We start from the raw sequence: 19,742 nt of genomic DNA on the forward strand, positions 1-19,742 counted from the left end.
TCACCGCTCTACCATCGGCTTATCCGTAGCAGGCTCCCCTCCGTTTCTGCCCGACGGCTCGTTGGCATGCGAGCCCCAAGCCCTACGGAGCATCGGGGGATGCACATGAACAGCGTTCCGCAGCACCTGCACAGCGAGGACCGCCAAGAGTACGAGCGGATCCTCGATGAGGCGCTGCGCTCCGCACCACACCGCCCGGAACTGTCCGCTGTCGGACAGCGGCTCAACTCCGAACAGCTGCGCACCATGGCGCTCAACGCCACCGCACTCATCACGGCGGCCGCGGCGACCGAGTACCAGCACTATGTGAAGGTCCGCGAGGAACTGCGCCAGCCGGCGCCGTCCACCCCGTCGTCCAGCCGAGAGTCCAGCTCCACCGAGCCGGGCACGGGTGCGATGGGGCTCGCCACCACCATGGGAGAAGTCGCCGAGACCGCCGGCCCCGGCGTGGTCGCCGTGGTCGCCGTTCTGGCACCCGTCCTCGCCGGCACCGCCGCGGCGATCTTCCTGCTCGTCGGCTACATCCTGAAGATGCTCGACCCCGAACCGGCCTTCGCGCAGACGATGCTGACCACCGGATGGGTGTTCGGCGCCGTGGCGGCGGCCGCGATCCTGGTCGCCGCAGTCGGACTCCTGCTCACCGCCCTGCGCAACCGGCCGGCATTCGACGGCGGTCCGTACGGCGAACTGAGCGAGGAGGTGGCCCGAGCCAGGGAAGCCTGGCGCGAGGCCCTCCTGGAGCGCGGCATCCTGCCCTTCCTGCGGGAGGCGCTCGCCGACCCCGGCACGGCATCGGCACTGCACCGCACACCACCGTCGACACCGGCCGGCCGTATCCCGAACCTCGGATACGACCGCCCGGGTTTCAGCAGCCCGGACGACGGTGGCTCCCGGGGCTCCCGGCCGAGCTTCTCCAGCCCGGACTACACGAGCCCGGACTTCGGAGGGCCGGAACACCAGCCGGAGTAGCACCCCGGCTTGCGCCCCCGCCGTAGGAGAGCCCTCGCCAGGGGCCCCTCCTCCACGACGGAGCCCCGGGAGACCTCCTCGGGGAGGCGCAAAGCCGGGCGCCTGGCAGCACGCCCGACAGCGGGACAGCACGCCAGGCGCCGGGGCATGGCGCCCTGGGTCAGGACGTCGAGGTCAGTCCGCCATCGGCAGGTACACCCGGTTGCCTGTCGCCGCGAACTCCTTCGACTTCTGAGCCATGCCCTCCTCGATCTCCTCCTGGGACCCGCCGTGTTGGCGGCGGATGTCCTGGGAGATCTTCATCGAGCAGAACTTCGGCCCGCACATGGAGCAGAAGTGGGCCGTCTTGGCGGGCTCGGCCGGCAGGGTCTCGTCGTGGAACTCCCGTGCGGTGTCCGGGTCGAGAGCCAGGTTGAACTGGTCCTCCCACCGGAACTCGAAGCGGGCGTCGGACAGCGCGTCGTCCCACTCCTGTGCACCGGGGTGCCCCTTGGCGAGATCGGCCGCATGAGCGGCGATCTTGTAGGTGATGACGCCGGTCTTGACGTCGTCACGGTTGGGCAGGCCCAGGTGCTCCTTGGGCGTGACGTAGCAGAGCATGGCCGTGCCCCACCAGGCGATCATCGCGGCACCGATGCCGGAGGTGATGTGGTCGTACGCCGGCGCGACGTCGGTCGTCAGCGGGCCGAGCGTATAGAACGGAGCTTCATCACAGATCTCCTGCTGCAGGTCGATGTTCTCCTTGATCTTGTGCATCGGGACATGTCCCGGGCCCTCGATCATGGTCTGTACGTTGAAACGCTTCGCGATCCGGTTGAGTTCCCCGAGCGTCTTCAACTCCGCGAACTGCGCCTCGTCGTTGGCGTCCGCGATCGAGCCCGGCCGGAGGCCGTCGCCCAGCGAGTACGTGACGTCGTAGGCCGCGAGAATCTCGCAGAGCTCCTCGAAGTTCTCGTACAGGAAGCTCTCCTTGTGGTGCGCCAGGCACCACGCCGCCATGATCGAGCCGCCGCGGGAGACGATGCCGGTCTTGCGGTTGGCGGTGAGGGGTACGTACGGCAGGCGCACGCCCGCGTGGACCGTCATGTAGTCCACGCCCTGCTCGGCCTGTTCGATGACCGTGTCCTTGTAGATCTCCCAGGTCAGTTCTTCGGCCCTGCCGTCGACCTTCTCCAGCGCCTGGTAGAGCGGCACGGTGCCGATCGGCACGGGGGAGTTGCGCAGCACCCACTCGCGCGTGGTGTGGATGTTGCGACCGGTCGACAGGTCCATGACCGTGTCGGCGCCCCAGCGGGTCGCCCAGGTCATCTTCTCCACCTCCTCCTCGATGGACGAGGTGACCGCGGAGTTGCCGATGTTGGCGTTGACCTTCACCAGGAACCGCTTGCCGATGATCATCGGCTCGATCTCCGGGTGGTTGACGTTGGCGGGCAGCACGGCCCGGCCTGCCGCGATCTCCTCGCGGACCACTTCCGGAGAAACGTTCTCCCGGATGGCCACGTACTCCATCTCGGGCGTGATCTCGCCGCGGCGTGCATAGGCGAGCTGCGTGACCGCTCCGCCGTCACGGCTCCGACGCGGCTGGCGCGGCCGTCCGGGGAAGACCGCGTCGAGGTTGCGCAGGCCGCCGCGCGGCGAGGTGTGCTTGATCCCGTCGTCCTCCGGGCGGACGGGACGGCCCGCGTACTCCTCCGTGTCGCCGCGGCCGATGATCCAGTTCTCGCGCAGCGGGGGCAGCCCCCTGCGGACGTCGGTGTCGGCGAGTGGATCGGTGTACGGGCCCGATGTGTCGTACAGCGTGACCGACTGCCCGTTGGTGAGGTGCACCTGGCGGACTGGCACCCGCAGATCGGGGCGTGAGCCCTCGATGTACGCCTTGTGCCAGCCGATGGACTTCCCGGCCTCCTCGGACTTGTCGTCCTGAACGGAGGCAGGCGTGCGCGCGTCCTTGATGGTCATGAGACCTACTCCCTACGCCGGCATTACCCGGTAACAGGTTCGGCGGTCGACGCAGCGGCTTCCGTCTGCCGACGTTTCGTGGGGAACGTCACTCTCTTCGGATGATGTTCCACGTGAAACATCGCAGGGACGGAGGTCAGCGCCCTCTCAGCCCGGTGCTCCGAGCTCCCGCGTGTACAAAGGTGGCTCCACGCTAGCGTCAATTCGGGCGCGGTGAACAGAGGGCCCCGGTCGTTCTTGCGATGATCGGTCGGTGACCACGACGCATGAGCCTCCGTACCCACCGCCCGAGCCGCCCCGCGGCTCCGGCTTCGGAAACGGCCCCGCAAACGGCCCCACGCGGGCGAACGGCCGTACAGACGGGCGGGGTTCGGGGGTTGCCGCAGGCAGATACGACGGTGGGTACGGGCCTGGCCCCGAAGGCGGCCATGGCGATCCAGCGGCTGGTTCCGACGGCTGGCACGAACACGGGACTGGGGCCGGTGGGATGCAGGGGCATGGGAGCGGGAGCGGCGGTGAACATGTGCACCGAACCGAGGCCAGTGGGATGCACGGGAGAGGGGGCGGCGGTGGGCATGGGCGTGGGCCCGGATCCGGCGGCCTGCGCGGTCCCGGTTCTGGTGGGCTGCATGATCAGGGTCCCGGTTCCGGCGGCTCACCGGGGCAGGGGCCCGGTCCGGGTGACGGTCACGACTCCGGTGGTGGCCATGGGCACGGGGCCGGATCCGGCGGATCCCGTGGCGGCGGTAACGGCGGTAACAGCGGCGACGGTGATGGCTGGCATGCCCACTCCCACAGTCACGCCCACGGTCCCGCGGCGCCCGTCTCCCGGCACCTGCGTAAGGTCATCGCGGCGATCCTGATCCCCTTCGCCGCGGCGGTGGTCGTGGGGCTCGCTGTGCTGTGGCCGGGCGGTGCCCCGCCGCACGAGCGCACGGGGGTCGGCTTCGACCGGCAGACGCAGAATGCCACGGTCACCAAGGTGGTCGAGGTCAGCTGCAAGGACGTCGGCGCCTCGGGAGTGCCCCCGACCGGCGACACCTCCACTGCCGAGGGTTCCTCCGCCGTGCAGCAGGAGAGCGGAACCTGCAAGAAGGCGACGATCCGCGTCGACACCGGCAAGGACAAGGGCCGCACTTTCACGGAGATCGTGCAGCCCGACCAGTCACGCCAGCTGCACGAGGGCCAGGACGTCGTGGTCGCCTATGAGCCCTCCGCACCCAAGGACCTGCAGTACTCGGTCACCGATGTGAACCGCAGGGTCCCGATGGCGCTGCTCGCCGGTATCTTCGCGCTCGCCGTCGTGCTGGTGGGCCGGATGCGCGGAGTCATGGCGCTGGTCGCGCTGGCCATCAGCTTCATGGTGCTGACCTTCTTCATCCTCCCGGCGATCCTGCAGGGCTCGAACCCGCTGGTCGTGGCGGTCGTGGGGGCGAGCGCGATCATGCTGATCGCGCTCTACATGTGCCATGGCCTGTCGGCCCGTACATCCGTGGCCGTGCTGGGCACACTGCTTTCGCTGCTGCTGATCGGCCTTCTGGGCTCGGGGTTCATCGACTGGGCCGCGCTCACCGGCAACACGGACGACAACACCGGTCTGATCCACGGGTTGTACCCGTCCATCGACATGAGCGGTCTGCTGCTCGCCGGCGTCATCATCGGTTCGCTCGGTGTCCTCGACGATGTGACGGTCACCCAGACGTCCGCGGTCTGGGAGCTGCACGAGGCCAACCCGACGATGGGCTGGCGCGGGCTGTACCGCGCGGGTATCCGGATCGGCCGCGACCACATCGCGTCCGTTGTCAACACACTGGTCCTCGCCTACGCCGGCGCCGCGCTGCCGTTGCTGCTGCTCTTCTCGATCGCGCAGAGCAGCGTCGGCACGGTCGCCAACAGTGAGTTGGTGGCGGAGGAGATCGTGCGCACACTGGTGGGCTCCATCGGACTGGTCGCGTCGGTGCCGGTCACCACGGCTCTCGCGGCCCTGGTGGTCTCGGCCGACCGGCCGGAGAAGGGGACGGTGGCTGCGGGTGCCCAGCCGGTGCCGACGGGCGGGCAGTCGGGGCCCGGACGGCCTTCGGGGCAGTCAGCTCCGGGGCAGTCGCCTCCAGGGCGGGGCGGGCGAGGGCGACGCCGGAAGCGGTGACGGACACGGCCGCCGATCCCGCCCAGTCGGCGGCCCCGCCCACCCGACGGAACACGGTGCACACCCGCGAGAAGAAGCGTTCCCGCGCGCCCCGGCAGCTCCCTGAGCGCCCCCTCAGCGCCCCGGCGAAGCGTTACGCCACTCCCTCGCTGCCGTAGCTTCAGCCCGCGCTCTGCTCCTCCGCCAGGATGCGGTCCAGGGCCTCGTCGAGGTGGGCGTCGAAGTCGGCGAGCGCGCCCTCCTGCCCGAGCGGCACCAGCTTGTCGGTGCGGTCGAGGAAGGCCACGAGGGGCGCCACCGAGGAGCGGAACAGCGCCTGGTCGGCACCGACCTGAAGCCGGATCAGGACGTCGCCCAGCGTCTCGGAGCCGGCCGGTGAGACCCGCACATCTCCCTCCCCGCACGGTCTGCCCACCCCATCGACTAGCAGCTCACGGCCGAATGCCCAGGTCACGGGGGCATCACCGGGCAGGTGGAAGGTCAGCCGTACGGCATAGGGATCACAGGTCTCGTAGCGCAGCTCCACCGGGATGCGGAAGGACAGCTCCTCGGACACGAGAAAGCTCATCATGACCTCTGCCTGTACGGACTCGCGCATCGCCTACCCCGTCGTTTGCCTTCGACTGGCCGGGAACGGACCCGACACTGTGGAATCTTGCTGAACGTACACGAGAGATCACAAGGAGTGAGTTTTCAGATACTGATAGAGATTGCCAGCGACCCGAGGAGCCGCCCCACCTCGTCCTGCAGCTGCCGTGCCGCCGACAGCAGCCGGTCGGCCTGATGAGCAGGCAGGGAAATGGCCATCGTCGCGGCCGTGGTGCCCACCGTGATCGGAATCGCCGCGCACACCGTGCCCAGCGCGTACTCCTGACGCTCGGTCACCGGCTCCATCCGACGCGTCCGTTCGAGGCGTCGCAGCAGCGTGCGGCTGTCGCGCACCGTGTACGGGGTGATGGACTGCACAGGATGGCGGTCGAGGTGATCGCGGCGGGCGTCCTCGTCCAGCTGGGACAGCAGGCACTGACCGATGGCGTGCGCGTGGCCGGTCTCACGGAAGTCGGCCCATTCCTCGACCGCCGGATTGCCCGGCGTGTCGGAAACGCACATGACCTCGATCTCGCCGTCGCGGTACTGGGCGTAGTAAACGGGGACACCGATGGCATCACGCCATTGGGCGAGTGCTTCGGCGACCGTGCTGCGACGTTTCTGCTGGGCTCCGCTGCTGCCCAGCCGAACCGCCGCCTCGCCGAGGAAGAACAGGCCCTTGTCTCGGCGCAGATAGCCCTCGTGGACCAGGGTCCGCAACAGGTGGTACGCGGTGGGCAGCGCCAGGCCCGTCTCGCGGGCGAGCTGCTTCGCGGGAGCTCCGTATTCGTGCTCGGCGACGCATTCCAGCAGGCGCATCGCGCGCTGGACGGATCCGATGAGCGTCGCGGAGTGCGGCTGCTCGGGGGATGTCGGGGAGGCCTGCCTCGGTACCTTGGGTTCGGAGGAGCGCGACCGTCCGAGGGGTGCGTGGGGTTCTGAGGGTGCGGTGTCAACCGTGGCCAAGGGTCACTCCCAAAGGCGCGAGGGGGGAGCCCGTGCGGGGGAACACGGGAGGGGGTGCACGCCGCTCGCGGGGGCGTCCCCGCGACGATTTCCGGACTCTATTCGTCCGCCACCGCTCGCAGACGCTCTGCCCGGAAAACTTCCCTCGCCCGAGGGAACCGGTGATTCCTGTTACCGCCTCCCCGTCCCCACGGCCCTCATCAGCCGCTGCCGGCCCTCACCAGTCGCTGCGCGACGACGAGCTCGACGTGAACTTCCGTACGACGTAGATCAGTCCACCGACCAGTGCCACGAAGACCAGCACCTTGAAGAGCAGCCCGATGACGAACCCGACGACGCTGGCTATCAACCCGCCGAACACGACCAGGGCGATGACAGGCACCGCGATCCACTTCACCCACCACGGCAGTCCTGCGAAGATCTCACGCATCGCCCTCGTCCTTACCTCTCCGCCCGTCACAGTGCCGGGTCCGATCCTTCGAATCTGCTGATTCCCTGCACTCGATGCTAGGCGGGCAGGTGTCTCGGCGGGGGCCTCGCAGCCCTTGTCCTCCCCTGATCGATCCCCTAGGGAACCCCGAGGCCAAAGGTCAGCTTTCTGGCGGAGAGAACACCACGAGCACCCGCAGGTCCTCGCTGATGTGGTGGAACTTGTGGGCGACCCCGGCCGGCACGTACACCACGCTGCCGCGCGCCACCTGTGTGGTCTCCATGCCGACGGTGATCTGGGCGCGCCCGCTCACAACGAAGTAGACCTCGTCCTGGTTGTGCGGCTTCTGTGGATCGTGCTCGCCCGCGTTGAGGGCATACAGACCGACCGACATGTTCCGCTCCCGCAGAAACTGCAGGTAGGCGCCCTCATTGGCGGCGCGCTCCGCCTCCAGTTCGTCCAGCCGGAATGCCTTCATCGCTGTCGTCCGCCCTTGTCACAGTGCCCGTGGCCGATTTCGTCTGCCACGATCAGACACATGAAGAATTTCGTAGTCAAGACGATCGCCAACGCGGGGGCCCTGGCGGTCGCTGTGTGGCTGCTCGACAAGATCACTCTCACCGGTGACAGCACGGGCAAGAAGATCGGCACCCTGATCGTCGTCGCGCTGATCTTCGGTGTGGTGAACTTCCTGGTCAAGCCGATAGTCAAGCTCCTGAGCCTCCCGCTGCTCATCCTGACGCTCGGCCTGTTCACGCTGGTCGTCAACGCGCTCATGCTGCTGCTGACCTCATGGCTCGCCGACAAGCTCGACCTGAGCTTCCATGTCGAGGGCTTCTGGACCGCCGTGCTCGGCGGCCTGATCATCTCGATCGTCTCCTGGGCGCTCAACGTCGTCCTGCCCGACGGGGACTGAGCATCCGATGACCTACCGCGTCTGCTTCGTGTGCACCGGCAACATCTGCCGCTCCCCGATGGCCGAGTCCGTCTTCCGCGCCCGCATTGCGGAAGCCGGGCTCGACGGGCTGGTCGAGGTCGACAGCGCCGGCACCGGCGGTTGGCACGAGGGTGACCCCGCCGACCCGCGCACCGTCTCCGTCCTCGAGGAGCACGGCTACGACGGCGGCCACACCGCCCGGCAGTTCCAGCAGTCGTGGTTCGCCCGTCTCGACCTCGTCGTCGCGCTCGACACCGGGCACCTCAAGGCGCTGCGCCGCCTCGCGCCCTCGCCGGAGGACGCGGCGAAGGTGCGGCTGCTGCGTTCTTATGACCCCGCCGCGGGCGAGGACCTCGATGTACCCGACCCGTACTACGGGGGCCGGGACGGCTTCGAGGAGTGCATCGAGATGGTGGAGGCGGCAAGCGCAGGCCTCCTCGCGGCGGTCCGCGAGCAGGTGGAGGGGGAGGCGGCATGAGCGCTACGGGTCCTCAGGGACGGCCCTCCGGGGGCGGAGACGGCACGCGCGCGGTGCGGGCCGGGCTGCCCGAGCCGGTCAAGTACGAGCCGACCCTGCCGGGTCCGGTGTTCGCCGCCCACTACCACCTGCCGGGCGAGCCCACGGGACCGTACACCTACGGCCGCGACGAGAACCCGACCTGGACCCACCTGGAGCGCGCCATCGGCGAGCTGGAGGCGCCGGGGGAGGACGGTGTCGAGACGCTGGTCTTCGCGTCGGGCATGGCCGCCACCTCGTCGGTGCTCTTCTCCCAGTTGCGCGCCGGGGACGCGGTCGTCCTGCCCAGCGACGGCTACCAGGCGCTGTCCCTGGCACGGGCGCAGCTGGAGGCGTACGGCATCGAGGTGCGCACGGCGCCGACCGGCGGGGACGCACAGCTCGGCGTCCTGGAGGGCGCGAAGCTGCTGTGGATCGAGAGCCCCTCGAATCCCGGCCTCGACGTGTGCGACATCCGGCGACTCGTCGAAGCGGCACACGCGCGTGGCGCACTCGTCGCCGTCGACAACACGCTCGCGACGCCGCTCGGGCAGCGGCCACTGGAACTCGGTGCCGACTTCTCCCTGGCCAGCGGCACCAAGCAGCTGACAGGGCATGGCGACGTCCTGCTGGGATACGTCACCGGCCGCGACGCCGCTGCCATGGCCGCCGTACGGCGCTGGCGCAAGATCGTCGGGGCGATTCCGGGGCCCATGGAGGCCTGGCTCGCGCACCGTTCCCTCGCCACGCTCCAGCTGCGGGTGGAGCGGCAGAACGCCAATGCCCTGGCGGTCGCCGAGGCGCTGCAGAACTGGCCGGAGGAGCTCGGGGTGCGTTATCCGGGGCTGCCCGGCGATGCCTCTCACAAGATCGCCTCGCAGCAGATGCGAGCTTACGGGTGCGTGGTGTCCTTCACGCTGCCCACGCGCGCGCGTGCCGAGCGCTTTCTCGACACCCTGCGGCTGGTCGACGACGCGACCAGCTTCGGCGGGGTGCGATCCACGGCCGAGCGGCGCGGACGCTGGGGCGGCGACGCCGTACCGGAGGGCTTCATTCGTATGTCGGTCGGTGCGGAGGATCCCGAGGATCTGGTGGCCGATGTGCTGCGTGCGCTGGACGAATCGGCGGAGTGATCGGGTTCGCCCCTGCGGCTGTCGGCGTCCGGCTACGTAGAACGGACGGTCCGAACCTCCCCCCTCGTGGCTCGGACCGTCCTCGGTTCTGCGCGCGAAGAACCGCGCGAACAAGGCTAGTTGACTCTCTGTCAGTGTCCAATCACAGTAGCGACAGCGACCTATCGACTTATTTATAGTTGGGCCCTGCTCTGGGGGTGGGGAGAAGGGCGGGGAAGGGGAGGATGTGGCATGGATCTGGCCTTGTTACGCACTTTTGTGACGGTGCACCGGGCCGGCTCCTTCACCCGTGCCGCCGCACTGCTCGGGCTGTCACAGCCGGCCGTGACCTCCCAGATACGCACCCTGGAACGACAGTTGGGCCGCCCCCTGTTCCTGCGGCAGGCCCGCGGTGTGACCCCGACGACCATCGGAGACGAACTCGCCCACAAGGCGGCACCGCACCTCGACGCCTTGGTGGAGATCGCCGAGACGGGTCTGGACGACGAGTCCTCCTTACGCACCCTGCACCTCGCCGGCCCTCCTGAGTTCACCGCCGAGCGGGCACTGCCCGCCCTCACCGAGCTGACCGGCGAAGACGGCCAAGGCTTCGCCCTGCGCACGTCCTTCGGCAATGCCGAGGAGACCCTCGAAGGGCTGGCCGCCGGGCATCACGATCTGGCCATCTGTACGGCCCGTCCGCGTGGCGCTCTGCTCACGGCGGCTCCGCTCTGCGACGAGGAGCACGTCCTCGTCGCCGCTCCCCGCTGGGCCGACCGGATCGGCTCGGGGACGCTGCGCCTCAAGGGAGCACACGCGCTGGAGGAGATCCCCGTGGTGGAGGTGCATGAGTCCCTGCCCTTCGTCTCCCGCTACTGGGCTTCGGTCTACGACTCCCGGCCCGCCGCTCCGGGCACCGTGATCGTCCCGGACCTACGCGCGGTCCTCGCCTGTGCGGCCGCGGGGGCAGGGCTGGCGGTATTGCCCCGCTATCTGTGCGCGGACGCCCTGGAGCGCGGCGACGTCGTCGCCCTGCACGATCCGCCGGTGCCGCCACTGCGGACGTACTTCCTGGTGGTCCGCACCGGCACGCTGGCGATGCCGCACATCGCTCGGGCCCACGAGTGGTTGCTGCACGCGGCTTCCGACTGGGCCTGAGCAGGGCATTCAGGCCCATCACACCGTGAGCTCGACCGGTGACGTCTTGCGATGTTTCACGTGGAACCAGCCGGGCCACATTTCTCCCATGACCGTCCGACCCGTGGTCAAGCGCACCGCACGCGCCGTTCTCCTGGACGGCGACGATCTGATCCTGATCAAGCGCACCAAGCCTGGTCTGGATCCCTACTGGCTCACTCCCGGTGGAGGGGTCGAGCCGACGGACACGACTGTCGTCGAAGCCCTGCACCGCGAGGTGTACGAGGAGCTCGGCGCCAAGATCATCGACGTGGTGCCCTGCTTCGTCGACACCGTCGAGCACATAGGCGAGGACGGCGGCGCGACCGGTGTGAAGGTGCAGCACTTCTTCGTCTGCCGCCTGGAGTCGATGGACACGTCCTTGCGGCACGGGCCCGAGGTGGACGAGCCGGTCGGCGAGTACGAGATCGTGCGGGTGCCGTTCACCCGGGTCGGGATCGCCTCCGTCCATCTCGTGCCGCTGTCACTACGGCACTACCTGGACGGGAACATCGAGGGCGTCCGCGCCATGCACGCCCCCGACCTGGGCTGATACCTACGGCCGGACTCGGCTGTGGCGACGGTCCTCAGTCCCCCGTGGCGACGAGTTCCTCCACCGAGTCATGGCGTATGCGCTCGGACGGAATGCCTATGTCCCTGAGCGCATCCACACCGCTGCGGATCATGCCAGGCGGTCCGGAGACATAGGCGTCGTACTCGGTCCAGGGGCCGTACTCGCGTATGGCATCGGGAAGCTGGAGCAGTCCGTGACGGTCCACGACGGGGCGGACCGCCAGCCAGGGGTGGGACTGCTGAAGCCGGAGCATCGTGTCGATGTCGTACAGGTCCTGGTTGGTACGGGCGCCGTAGAAGACCTCTACCGGCCGCCGTTCGCCGTGCTCGGCGACGTCCTCGACGAGTGCCTTGATGGGCGCTATGCCGGTGCCTCCGCCCACGCAGAGCAGACCGCTGTCGGTGGTGTGGTCCACGGTCATCGAACCGGTCGGCGGGCCGAGCCGGATGATGTCCCCAGGCCGGGCTCGGTGCACCAGCGCGTTGGAGACCCAGCCCGCGGGCACGGCCTTCACATGGAACGTCAGCAGGCCGTCGGAGCGGGGCGCGGAGGCGAAGGAATAGTGCCGCCAGATCCGCGGCCACCAAGGCGTCTCCAGGCTCGTGTACTGCCCGGCGAGGAAGGGGTAGGGCTGGTCGGGGCGGACGGTGACGACGGCGATGTCCGACGTCCTGAGGTCGTGCGACACGACCTCCGCGTACCACCAAGCGGGGGCGCGAAGTTCGTCCGCGGCCGCCGCGTCGATCATGACCTGCGAGATCGTCGTGTACGCCCGCACCCAGGCGGCCTCCGTCTCCGCATCCCAGACGCCGGCGGCGTACTTGTGCAGCGCGCCGATGAGGCACTCGCCGACGGCCGGGTAATGCTCGGCGCGGGTGCCGTACTTGCGGTGGCCGCGGCCGAGGTTCTGCAGATACTCGACGAGGACGGGCGTGTTGTCGATGTGCTCGGCTGCGGTGAGCAGCGCCTTGAGCAGCCGGTCGCGCTGGGTGTCCATCGCGGCCGGGAACAGAGAGCGCAGGTCGGGGTGGCGTACGAAGAGCAGCGCGTAGAAGTACGAGGTGACCTTGTCGGCCACGGGGGCGACCTCGGCCATCGTCCGGCGGATCAGGACGGCGTCCGGGGAGGCGGGTTGGGCCGGGGCCGGGCGCTGGGTGGGCACGCGCAGTTGGGGCGAGGGCGGGGATATGGGGCTGGGGCCTGATATCCCCGGGTGGGCGGCGGTGGACTGGGCGGCCGCGGGGGCAGGTGGCGCTTGGCTTGGGGTGGGGGCAGGTGCAGCCGGCGCTTGAGTTCTGGCCGAGGCGGGAGCAGGAGCGGGCGCGGCAGCAGGCGTCGACAGCGGGGACGCGGGCGGTAGGTGACCCGGGGCAGGCATGCCGGGCGTCGATATCGCGGTCGACGCCTCTCGCTCCGGGGACAGTGTGCCGTGGCCCGCGTGGTAGGCGTCGGCAGAGCTGGGCCCGGGGCTCCAGGTCGGGTCAGCGGAGGCGTTCGATGCCCGGCCGGGTTCGCCGGTGCCGTATCCGGCCCCGGGGGACGTTTGTTCCGGGGCCAGGTGTGAGGCGGGGTCCGGTGTTCCGGGACCGGCGTCTGCGGGGGTGGGGGTGGGCGCTGCCGGGCCGACCTCCGTGGCAGGCTGTGTGCCGTCCTGGGCCGACAGGGACGGGTCGTCGCCCGTCGCCGTCCTTCCGACCGGGCGCATCGCGGCCAGGCGGCGGCCGTCGGCCGTCTCCTGTTCGCTGCCCGGAGTCGTCGTCGGCTGCTTGCGCGGAGTGAACCAGCCGCCCCCGCCGCCGGAAGTGCCGTTGTCGGCCGACGTGGTGGTCGGAGCGTCCATGGTGTGCCTCGCCTCGAACATCTTTCGGTCGGTCTGCGCACTTCCTCGGTCGGGATGTGCCTGCTTCCCCCGCGACGGCTTGCTTTTCCCTGTTCGTTGCCGTGACCAATACGGCCATATTCAACCCGTATGCACACTCGGTGCGGACAAGTAGGGCGAGAGTGTGACATTGGCCGCAGTGCTCTCACCGCAGCATCCCACCGCGCGTGGGCGCTCCGGCCGCATACCCGTGAATGCGGGTCTTCGATCTCTCCGTCCCGTTAGGCTGCATTGCCTTGCGCTTGGTCCGCGCTGGGAGTCTGCATCACAGCTCGGACACGAACCGGAGTCGACCCTACCGGCCGATGCCCCGATCACAAGTCCCCCCTGCCTCCCACACGAATTGGGTGAGGCAGCGAACGACTAATTCCTTCAATTACCGGCTACTGCGCACCAATTCATAGGCTTCCCACAGATCCATCCCCATATAAGAGTGCGTCGCGAGGCCGGCCAGATGGCTGTCGGCGTTGACGGCGACGGAGACCGGGACAGCACCGAACAGGTCCTTGTCCGACAGCGAGTCGCCATAAGCGACGCAATCGGCCCGCGTCACCCCGAACTCCTCACAGAGCCGGTCGGCGATAAGGACCTTGGCCGCGGCACTGAGAACTCCGGCCGGGTCGACGGGCTCGGTGAACGGCACGGCTGGAAAGCGGGAGCCGTACGCCGCGTGCGCGCCCCAGCCCGTCAGCCGTTCCACGAAGAAGGAGGGCGAGAGCGATACGACCGCGCAGTAGTCGCCCTGTCCCCTGATCTCCGCCCAGACCTCATGGATCCGGGCCAGCCAAGGAGCGCCCTCGAAAGCAGCCGCCACATGAGCCTCGGCGAGATCCACCCAGAGGGCGTGCACCCGCGCCGCATACTCAGGTGGCCCGATCAACCCTGCCGAGATTTCCCGGTCGAGCGCCACGGTCTCGGCTTCCAGCCCGAGTTGTCGCGAGATCTCGACGGGGGCGGAAGTTCCATGCAGAAGCGTGCCGTCGAGGTCGAAGAGGTGAAGTCTCGCCATGGGCCATGAGGCTAATGGGATGTGCTGTAGCCGCTTGCCGGAGACCGTCTTGGCCGGAGACTGTACTGGCCTGAGGCTTCCACCCTTGATGATCGCTCGCTTGCTGGACGCCAGCCGTTTCTCCATGTTTCACGTGAAACACCCAGCGTCCATAGGCACGCTGTGCGTCGGCCCATGGCATGGCCAAAAGCTCGTACGTCTCCCCGGAAACGGCTGGACGACCAGGGCAGTCGTCAGACAGCCTGACCTGCGTGCCGACTCCTTCCCTCGCCGCTCTGCCCATCCGCCGTCTGACGCCTCGCGATCTCACCGCCTGCGCCGACTTGTCCGAGGATCGGGGGTGGCCCCGTGAGGAACACAAGTGGGGGTTCCTCCTCACAGCCGGGAAGGGCTACGGCATCGATGACCCAGACGGCGGGCTCGTCAGTGCCTGCGTCGTCACGGAGTACGGGCCACACGACCGCCTCGACCTGGGGGCCATCGGCATGGTCCTGGTCGCCGAGCGGCATTCCCGCCAGGGCATCGGGCGTCGCCTGATGCGTCACGTCGTCTCCGCGATGGGCACGACACCGCTGACGCTGCATGCGACGCCGAACGGCCAACCGCTCTACGAGGAACTCGGCTTCAAGGTCACCGGTCGGGTAGAGATGCTGTGCGGGCATTTCACGCCCGGCCCCTCGGGGCCGTCGGTCGTCACGCGCGGCGCCACCGCCGAGGATCTCACCGCGATCCTGCGGCTCGACGAGGAGGTTTTCGGCGCCGATCGCACGCACATCATCACGCGGCTGCCCGCATTCGCCGATCAGCTGCGCGTCGCCGAGGAGAACGGCCGGATCATCGGATACGCGGGTGCCTGGCCCAACATGGCCACGCAGGTCGTGGGCCCACTGATCGCCCGCGACACGGAGACCGCCAAGGCACTCATCGCCTCCCTCGCCGCTCACACCGACCGCCCGTTGCGCACCGACATCGACGTACGCCACGAGGAGCTGCTGACCTGGGCCAAGGAACGCGGTCTGGCCTCCGTCGCCTTCAACTCGGTCATGGCGTACGGCATCTCGGAACTGCCCGGCGACTGGACCCGGCGGTTCGCTCCGCTGACGGTGGCGGCGGGTTGAGACAGCCATAGGAGACGCCGGTCCCGTCGGGGACCGGCGTCTTGTTGCCGGGCGTTCGCAGTCGACGCCTTCGTTGTCGATGGCTTCGTTGTCGATGCTGGGGAGTCATCGACGCTGGGGAGTCGTCAGGCGAGCGCCTCGATCGCGGCCGTCGCGAAGCGGCGGTCCTGCTCCGGCGCCCCGCCGCCCACCCCGATCGCGCCGATCAGCCGGCCGTCCCGATGGATCGGCACACCGCCCGCGATGAACAGCAGCGGCCGGTCGAGCGCCGTGGGCAGGGTGTGGAAGGGACCGCCAGGCTGTACGGCATCGACGAGATCGGCGGTGGGGGCGTCGAGCTGGAGTGCCGTGTAGGCCTTGCGGGTGCTGGTCTCCCCGGAGATCAGCACGGCCCGGTCGTCCCGTCGGAAGGCGAGCAGATTGCCGCCGGCATCCAGGACCGTGACGCTGACGGCCACACCGGCGCTATCGGCGGCCCTGTGGGCTGCGGCTAGGAGGACGTCGGCGTCCTGAGTGGTCAGGGGGGCGACGGCGGTGGCAGTGCTCATGAGGGGTTTCTCCTCGTGGTGTGGTGCATGGTGCTGAGGTGGTTCTCGAGGCGCCGGAGGTGCGGGAGCGGCCCTGACCCCGCACTTGGTTCGGCTCAGTGGTGTACGGCGGCTCGCCGCTCGGTGGGCGCGGTGCCCGTGACGACCGTGCTGGAGGATGCTCCGTCGCGGCGCTCCAGTGCGGCCGAGAGGAGGGCGAGCAGCAGCGCGGCCGCGGCCAGGGCGGCGCCGACCCAGTTGGGGGATGTGTAGCCGAAGCCTGCCGCGATGACGATGCCGCCGAGCCAGGCGGAGAGGGCGTTGCCGAGGTTGAAGGCTCCGATGTTCACCGCCGAGGCCAGCGTCGGTGCGCCGTGTGCCTGGTCGAGGACGCGCTTCTGCAGTGGGGGGACAGTGGCGAAGCCCAGGGCGCCGATCAGCGCGATGGTGACGGCCGCGAGGACCTTGTTCTGGGCCGTGAGCGTGAAGAGCGCGAGCACGACGGCCAGGGCGCCCAGGGAGACGTACAGCATGGGCATCAGCGCGCGGTCGGCGTACTTCCCGCCGACGAGGTTTCCGCCGACCATGCCGAGCCCGAAGAGGACCAGCAGCCAGGTGACGGAGCCGTCGGCGAAGCCGGCGACATGGGTCATCATCGGTGCGATGTAGGTGATGGCCGCGAAGACGCCGCCGAAGCCGAGGACCGTCATCGCCATGGCGAGCAGGACCTGGGCGTTCTTGAACGCGGCCAGTTCGTGGCGCAGGCGTACGCCCTGAGGCTGCGGCAGTTCGGGGACGAGCTTGGCGATGCCGACCAGGCCGACGACGCCGAGGGCGGCGACGATGCCGAAGGTGACGCGCCAGCCGGCGGCCTGCCCGACGAACGTGCCCAGCGGGACGCCGACGACGTTGGCGACGGTCAGGCCGGTGAACATCATCGCGATGGCCCCGGCCTTCTTGTCCGGGGCGACCAGGTCTGCCGCGACGACCGAGCCGATGCCGAAGAAGGCGCCGTGGGCGAGCGAGGCGACCACACGGCCGATCAGCATGACGCCGAAGGCGGGGGCGAGAGCGGACAGCAGGTTGCCGGCGATGAACAGTCCCATCAGCAGCATCAGCATCCGCTTGCGAGAGACCTTGGTGCCGAGCACCGTCATCAGGGGAGCGCCGAGGACCACGCCGAGCGCGTAGCCGGTCACGAGCAGCCCTGCCGTGGGGATGGAGACCCCGAAGTCGCCCGCGACCTCGGGCAGCAAGCCCATGATCACGAACTCGGTCGTTCCGATTCCGAAGGCCCCGATCGCGAGGGCCAGGAGCGCGAGAGGCATGTAGGAGTACACCTTCCCAAAAGATTGCAGGAGCGCTTTACAACTGAAGACAATACTTGCGCACGCGGCATACTTGCAAGCGCAGGTTATTGCGCTTCTGCTCTACTCTGGCTTCAGCCGCTCCGGCCCGGAGGAAAAGCCATGACCGCCAAGGACCCCGCGCTCACCGCCCTCGCCCAGGGCTGGTGCACCCTTTCCCTGCTGCACGGCAGGATCGAGGCGCACATCGAGCGCGCCCTGCAGACCAAGCACGACCTGAGCGTGCGCGAGTACTCCCTGCTCGACGTGCTCAGCCGCCAGCACGACGGCGAAGGCGGGCATCTGCAGATGAAGCAGGTCGCCGACGCCGTCGTCCTCAGCCAGAGCGCCACCACCCGCCTCGTCACCCGCCTCGAGGACCGCGGCCTGCTCTCCCGCTACCTCTGCCCCACCGACCGCCGCGGCATCTACACCGACGTCACCGAAGCCGGCCGCGACCTCCTGGAAGAGGCACGGCCCACCAACGAGGCCGCATTGCGCGAGGCCCTCGACGAGGCCGCCAAGAATCCCGAACTGACCCCGCTCGTCCGGGCCGTGGAGACGCTCCGGGCACCCGTTTAGGGTGCGATCATGGGAGATCTTGAGATACGAGCCGCCGTCGCCGACGACGTCCCCGCGATCGTTGCCATGCTCGCGGACGATCCACTGGGCGCCCAGCGCGAGTCACCGGACGACCTGACGCCTTACCTGGCCGCGCTCGAGCGCCTCAGCAGCGACCCGAACCAGCACCTGGTCGTCGCCGCCCGCGAAGGCCGCGTAGTCGGCACGCTCCAGCTCACTGTCATTCCCGGACTGTCCCGCAAAGGCGCGACCCGCTCCATCATCGAAGGTGTACGCATCCACGCCGATGAGCGCGGCAGCGGCCTCGGCACACAGCTCATCGAGTGGGCGGTCGCCGAATCCAGGCGCCAGAGCTGCCAGTTGGTGCAGCTGACCTCCGACAACACCCGTACAGACGCCCATCGCTTCTATGAGCGGCTCGGCTTCACAGCCTCGCATGTGGGCTTCAAGCTCACGCTGTGACAAGGTGAAGGCGCCTGTTTCACGTGAAACAGGCGCCTTCACCAGGCGGTCAGACCGAGCCGATCCCCCGCCATCCGTCGGGATCCACGCCGCCCGGTACAGCAGCCCCCTCGTCGTACGGCTGACGCGTGAAGACGAACGACCCGAGGTCCAGATGGTCGACGGCGCCGTTCGGGCGTCGTACGGCTTTCAGGAGCTCACCTGCGTAGTAGCCCTCCAAGCCCGTCCATGTGCCGTCACCGTTGGCCCGGAACCGGGAACGGCGGCCCTTGCCGGACAACGGCTCCAACGAGACCAGTCCGTCGGCCGTCAGCCGCAGACCGAAGGCATGGGTTCCCCAGTACCACTGGCCTGCGAACTCCAGTGCCGCTGACTCGGCCTCGGGCATCGGACGCCATGGCTCGGGGATGCGCGGCTCGGCCTCGGCGACGATGCGGACGAGGTCGGCGGCAACGGAGAACAGCAGAGGGCCAGAGGTGCAGTTGGCCAGGACGACGGCGGCCACATCGTCCTCCACGCCGACGGTGAGGCAGGCAAGGAAACCCGGCAGGGAGCCCGTGTGTCCGACCAGGGTCCTGCCGTCTTGATGCCGGATCTCCAGCCCCAGGCAATACGCATAGCCACTCGCCACGTCCATCGCCTCGGGCGGAGCCGCCGGCGTCCTCATCTCCCGCAGCGACTCGGCGCTCAGCACACGATCGTCACCCTTGGCCAGAAAGGCCGCGAACCTCGCCAAGTCGCCGGTCGTCGACCATAGTTGACCAGCGGGAGCCATCAAGCCCAGGTCTTCGACGGGCTCGGGAAGCATCACATCGGCCCAGGGATGCACCGCCCAGCCTCCCGCGTGCGGCGCCTGCGGTCGCATACTCGTGCGATTCAGACCCAGGGGTTCGAGCACTTCACGCCGGAGTACGTCCTCCCAGGAAGCCCCCCGGAGCCTCTCGACCAGCGTGCCCAGCAGCGCGTAGCCGGGGTTCGAGTAGTGGAATCGGCGGCCGGACGGATGTAGGAGCGGCTGCTCGCCCAGCACGTCGGGGAGCTCGGGTCGCAGTGATGCGGGGCTCCTCTCCCACCACGGTCCCGGCGTCTCGGCTGCCAGCCCACTCGTGTGCGCGAGCAGTTCGGCGATGGTGGCCTCCCCCACGCCCGTCCCCGGCAGATGCTTCTCCAGCGGGTCGCCCAGGTCGAGCAGTCCCTCGTCACGCAGGCGCAGGACGAGAAGCGCCGTGAAGGTCTTGGTGATCGAGCCGATGCGGTACTGCACGTTCTCGTCCGGCGCGTGCCCGTCCACCGACGTACGTGAGCCGTGCCACACGGTCCGGCCGTCCCGTACGACAGCGGCGACCAGCGAGGGCGCACGCCCTTCGGACTGTGCCACGGCGATGCGGTGCAGCAGCGCCCGGCGAGTGGTGGGGAGCAGTTCTTCCTGAGATGTCGTCATGCCCCCAGTCCACCCCGGTGGACTC

20 protein-coding genes are annotated in these 19,742 nt (G+C 69.0%); 10 read left to right on the forward strand and 10 right to left on the reverse strand.

What is annotated here, in order from left to right; genetic code table 11:
* The first annotated feature begins 99 nt into the window (after positions 1-99).
* Entirely contained in the window at positions 100-969 is an 870-nt protein-coding gene (locus tag ACTMVF_RS01120; protein WP_441269049.1) for a hypothetical protein, read from the forward strand.
* A gap of 174 nt (positions 970-1,143) precedes the next feature.
* Here the strand turns inward: ACTMVF_RS01120 and thiC are convergent, their stop codons facing one another.
* Entirely contained in the window at positions 1,144-2,928 is a 1,785-nt protein-coding gene (gene thiC, locus ACTMVF_RS01125; protein WP_441269050.1) for a phosphomethylpyrimidine synthase ThiC, read from the reverse strand.
* Positions 2,929-3,475: 547 nt separating this feature from the next.
* Here thiC and ACTMVF_RS01130 point away from each other — a divergent pair.
* The gene (locus ACTMVF_RS01130) at positions 3,476-5,074 is read left to right on the forward strand and encodes a YibE/F family protein (RefSeq protein ID WP_441269051.1); all 1,599 of its coding nucleotides are present in this window, start codon (positions 3,476-3,478) and stop codon (positions 5,072-5,074) included.
* A 160-nt stretch (positions 5,075-5,234) separates the two neighbouring features.
* Here the strand turns inward: ACTMVF_RS01130 and ACTMVF_RS01135 are convergent, their stop codons facing one another.
* The 4 genes from ACTMVF_RS01135 to ACTMVF_RS01150 all read right to left on the reverse strand — a co-directional run bounded on the left by ACTMVF_RS01135 (position 5,235) and on the right by ACTMVF_RS01150 (position 7,536).
* Positions 5,235-5,672: an SsgA family sporulation/cell division regulator gene (locus ACTMVF_RS01135; RefSeq protein ID WP_062707976.1), complete on the reverse strand. Its 438-nt coding sequence runs from the start codon at positions 5,670-5,672 to the stop codon at positions 5,235-5,237.
* Between the two features lie 95 nt (positions 5,673-5,767).
* The gene (locus ACTMVF_RS01140; RefSeq protein WP_441269520.1) at positions 5,768-6,502 is read right to left on the reverse strand and encodes an IclR family transcriptional regulator; all 735 of its coding nucleotides are present in this window, start codon (positions 6,500-6,502) and stop codon (positions 5,768-5,770) included.
* Between the two features lie 343 nt (positions 6,503-6,845).
* Positions 6,846-7,058, reverse strand: a complete 213-nt coding sequence (locus ACTMVF_RS01145; RefSeq protein ID WP_030048440.1) for a DUF5326 family protein — start codon at positions 7,056-7,058, stop codon at positions 6,846-6,848.
* 160 nt (positions 7,059-7,218) lie between these two features.
* Positions 7,219-7,536, reverse strand: coding sequence for a cupin domain-containing protein (locus tag ACTMVF_RS01150; protein ID WP_019755167.1), 318 nt, complete (start codon positions 7,534-7,536; stop codon positions 7,219-7,221).
* Positions 7,537-7,596: 60 nt separating this feature from the next.
* Here ACTMVF_RS01150 and ACTMVF_RS01155 point away from each other — a divergent pair, with 60 nt between their 5' ends.
* The 5 genes from ACTMVF_RS01155 to ACTMVF_RS01175 all read left to right on the forward strand — a co-directional run bounded on the left by ACTMVF_RS01155 (position 7,597) and on the right by ACTMVF_RS01175 (position 11,332).
* A complete protein-coding gene (locus ACTMVF_RS01155; protein WP_441269052.1) occupies positions 7,597-7,974 on the forward strand; it encodes a phage holin family protein in 378 nt (125 codons plus the stop codon).
* A gap of 7 nt (positions 7,975-7,981) precedes the next feature.
* Positions 7,982-8,473, forward strand: a complete 492-nt coding sequence (locus ACTMVF_RS01160) for a low molecular weight protein-tyrosine-phosphatase (protein WP_441269053.1) — start codon at positions 7,982-7,984, stop codon at positions 8,471-8,473.
* Positions 8,470-9,624: a cystathionine gamma-lyase gene (locus tag ACTMVF_RS01165; RefSeq protein ID WP_441269054.1), complete on the forward strand. Its 1,155-nt coding sequence runs from the start codon at positions 8,470-8,472 to the stop codon at positions 9,622-9,624. The genes ACTMVF_RS01160 and ACTMVF_RS01165 overlap by 4 nt, the downstream gene beginning before the upstream one ends.
* A gap of 231 nt (positions 9,625-9,855) precedes the next feature.
* Positions 9,856-10,761, forward strand: a complete 906-nt coding sequence (locus tag ACTMVF_RS01170; RefSeq protein ID WP_441269055.1) for a LysR family transcriptional regulator — start codon at positions 9,856-9,858, stop codon at positions 10,759-10,761.
* Between the two features lie 88 nt (positions 10,762-10,849).
* Entirely contained in the window at positions 10,850-11,332 is a 483-nt protein-coding gene (locus ACTMVF_RS01175) for an NUDIX domain-containing protein (RefSeq protein WP_062707956.1), read from the forward strand.
* A 34-nt stretch (positions 11,333-11,366) separates the two neighbouring features.
* Here ACTMVF_RS01175 and ACTMVF_RS01180 read toward each other — a convergent pair whose 3' ends face one another.
* Together ACTMVF_RS01180 and ACTMVF_RS01185 are read right to left on the reverse strand one after the other, a co-directional pair.
* Positions 11,367-13,193, reverse strand: coding sequence for a globin domain-containing protein (locus ACTMVF_RS01180; RefSeq protein ID WP_441269056.1), 1,827 nt, complete (start codon positions 13,191-13,193; stop codon positions 11,367-11,369).
* A gap of 415 nt (positions 13,194-13,608) precedes the next feature.
* Complete coding sequence (locus ACTMVF_RS01185) at positions 13,609-14,241, reverse strand: HAD family hydrolase (protein WP_441269057.1); 633 nt, start codon at positions 14,239-14,241, stop codon at positions 13,609-13,611.
* Positions 14,242-14,492: 251 nt separating this feature from the next.
* On the opposite strand from ACTMVF_RS01185, the gene ACTMVF_RS01190 reads away from it, so the two are divergent.
* A complete protein-coding gene (locus ACTMVF_RS01190; protein WP_441269058.1) occupies positions 14,493-15,359 on the forward strand; it encodes a GNAT family N-acetyltransferase in 867 nt (288 codons plus the stop codon).
* 125 nt (positions 15,360-15,484) lie between these two features.
* On the opposite strand, the gene ACTMVF_RS01195 is transcribed toward ACTMVF_RS01190, so the two are convergent.
* Complete coding sequence (locus ACTMVF_RS01195; RefSeq protein WP_441269059.1) at positions 15,485-15,907, reverse strand: GlcG/HbpS family heme-binding protein; 423 nt, start codon at positions 15,905-15,907, stop codon at positions 15,485-15,487.
* 95 nt (positions 15,908-16,002) lie between these two features.
* Complete coding sequence (locus ACTMVF_RS01200) at positions 16,003-17,214, reverse strand: MFS transporter (RefSeq protein ID WP_441269060.1); 1,212 nt, start codon at positions 17,212-17,214, stop codon at positions 16,003-16,005.
* 141 nt (positions 17,215-17,355) lie between these two features.
* On the opposite strand from ACTMVF_RS01200, the gene ACTMVF_RS01205 reads away from it, so the two are divergent.
* Together ACTMVF_RS01205 and ACTMVF_RS01210 are read left to right on the forward strand one after the other, a co-directional pair.
* On the forward strand, positions 17,356-17,814 hold the full coding sequence (locus ACTMVF_RS01205) for a MarR family winged helix-turn-helix transcriptional regulator (protein ID WP_441269061.1): 459 nt from the start codon (positions 17,356-17,358) through the stop codon (positions 17,812-17,814).
* Positions 17,815-17,823: 9 nt separating this feature from the next.
* On the forward strand, positions 17,824-18,276 hold the full coding sequence (locus ACTMVF_RS01210) for an N-acetyltransferase family protein (RefSeq protein ID WP_441269062.1): 453 nt from the start codon (positions 17,824-17,826) through the stop codon (positions 18,274-18,276).
* A gap of 49 nt (positions 18,277-18,325) precedes the next feature.
* On the opposite strand, the gene ACTMVF_RS01215 is transcribed toward ACTMVF_RS01210, so the two are convergent.
* On the reverse strand, positions 18,326-19,717 hold the full coding sequence (locus ACTMVF_RS01215; RefSeq protein ID WP_441269063.1) for a serine hydrolase domain-containing protein: 1,392 nt from the start codon (positions 19,715-19,717) through the stop codon (positions 18,326-18,328).
* Positions 19,718-19,742 lie beyond the last annotated feature (25 nt).

The organism is Streptomyces sp. SD31, from assembly GCF_052068475.1.
GTDB lineage: Bacteria > Actinomycetota > Actinomycetes > Streptomycetales > Streptomycetaceae > Streptomyces.

Coding starts and splice junctions, on each gene's coding strand:
- ACTMVF_RS01135 (WP_062707976.1), bottom strand. CDS start 5,672: ATGCGCGAGTCCGTACAGGCAGAGGTCATGATGAGCTTTCTCGTGTCC.
- ACTMVF_RS01210 (WP_441269062.1), top strand. CDS start 17,824: ATGGGAGATCTTGAGATACGAGCCGCCGTCGCCGACGACGTCCCCGCG.
- ACTMVF_RS01165 (WP_441269054.1), top strand. CDS start 8,470: ATGAGCGCTACGGGTCCTCAGGGACGGCCCTCCGGGGGCGGAGACGGC.
- ACTMVF_RS01145 (WP_030048440.1), bottom strand. CDS start 7,058: ATGCGTGAGATCTTCGCAGGACTGCCGTGGTGGGTGAAGTGGATCGCG.
- ACTMVF_RS01130 (WP_441269051.1), top strand. CDS start 3,476: ATGCACGGGAGAGGGGGCGGCGGTGGGCATGGGCGTGGGCCCGGATCC.
- ACTMVF_RS01155 (WP_441269052.1), top strand. CDS start 7,597: ATGAAGAATTTCGTAGTCAAGACGATCGCCAACGCGGGGGCCCTGGCG.
- ACTMVF_RS01180 (WP_441269056.1), bottom strand. CDS start 13,193: ATGGACGCTCCGACCACCACGTCGGCCGACAACGGCACTTCCGGCGGC.
- ACTMVF_RS01195 (WP_441269059.1), bottom strand. CDS start 15,907: ATGAGCACTGCCACCGCCGTCGCCCCCCTGACCACTCAGGACGCCGAC.
- ACTMVF_RS01200 (WP_441269060.1), bottom strand. CDS start 17,214: ATGCCTCTCGCGCTCCTGGCCCTCGCGATCGGGGCCTTCGGAATCGGA.
- ACTMVF_RS01205 (WP_441269061.1), top strand. CDS start 17,356: ATGACCGCCAAGGACCCCGCGCTCACCGCCCTCGCCCAGGGCTGGTGC.
- thiC (WP_441269050.1), bottom strand. CDS start 2,928: ATGACCATCAAGGACGCGCGCACGCCTGCCTCCGTTCAGGACGACAAG.
- ACTMVF_RS01160 (WP_441269053.1), top strand. CDS start 7,982: ATGACCTACCGCGTCTGCTTCGTGTGCACCGGCAACATCTGCCGCTCC.
- ACTMVF_RS01170 (WP_441269055.1), top strand. CDS start 9,856: ATGGATCTGGCCTTGTTACGCACTTTTGTGACGGTGCACCGGGCCGGC.
- ACTMVF_RS01185 (WP_441269057.1), bottom strand. CDS start 14,241: ATGGCGAGACTTCACCTCTTCGACCTCGACGGCACGCTTCTGCATGGA.
- ACTMVF_RS01215 (WP_441269063.1), bottom strand. CDS start 19,717: ATGACGACATCTCAGGAAGAACTGCTCCCCACCACTCGCCGGGCGCTG.
- ACTMVF_RS01150 (WP_019755167.1), bottom strand. CDS start 7,536: ATGAAGGCATTCCGGCTGGACGAACTGGAGGCGGAGCGCGCCGCCAAT.
- ACTMVF_RS01120 (WP_441269049.1), top strand. CDS start 100: ATGCACATGAACAGCGTTCCGCAGCACCTGCACAGCGAGGACCGCCAA.
- ACTMVF_RS01175 (WP_062707956.1), top strand. CDS start 10,850: ATGACCGTCCGACCCGTGGTCAAGCGCACCGCACGCGCCGTTCTCCTG.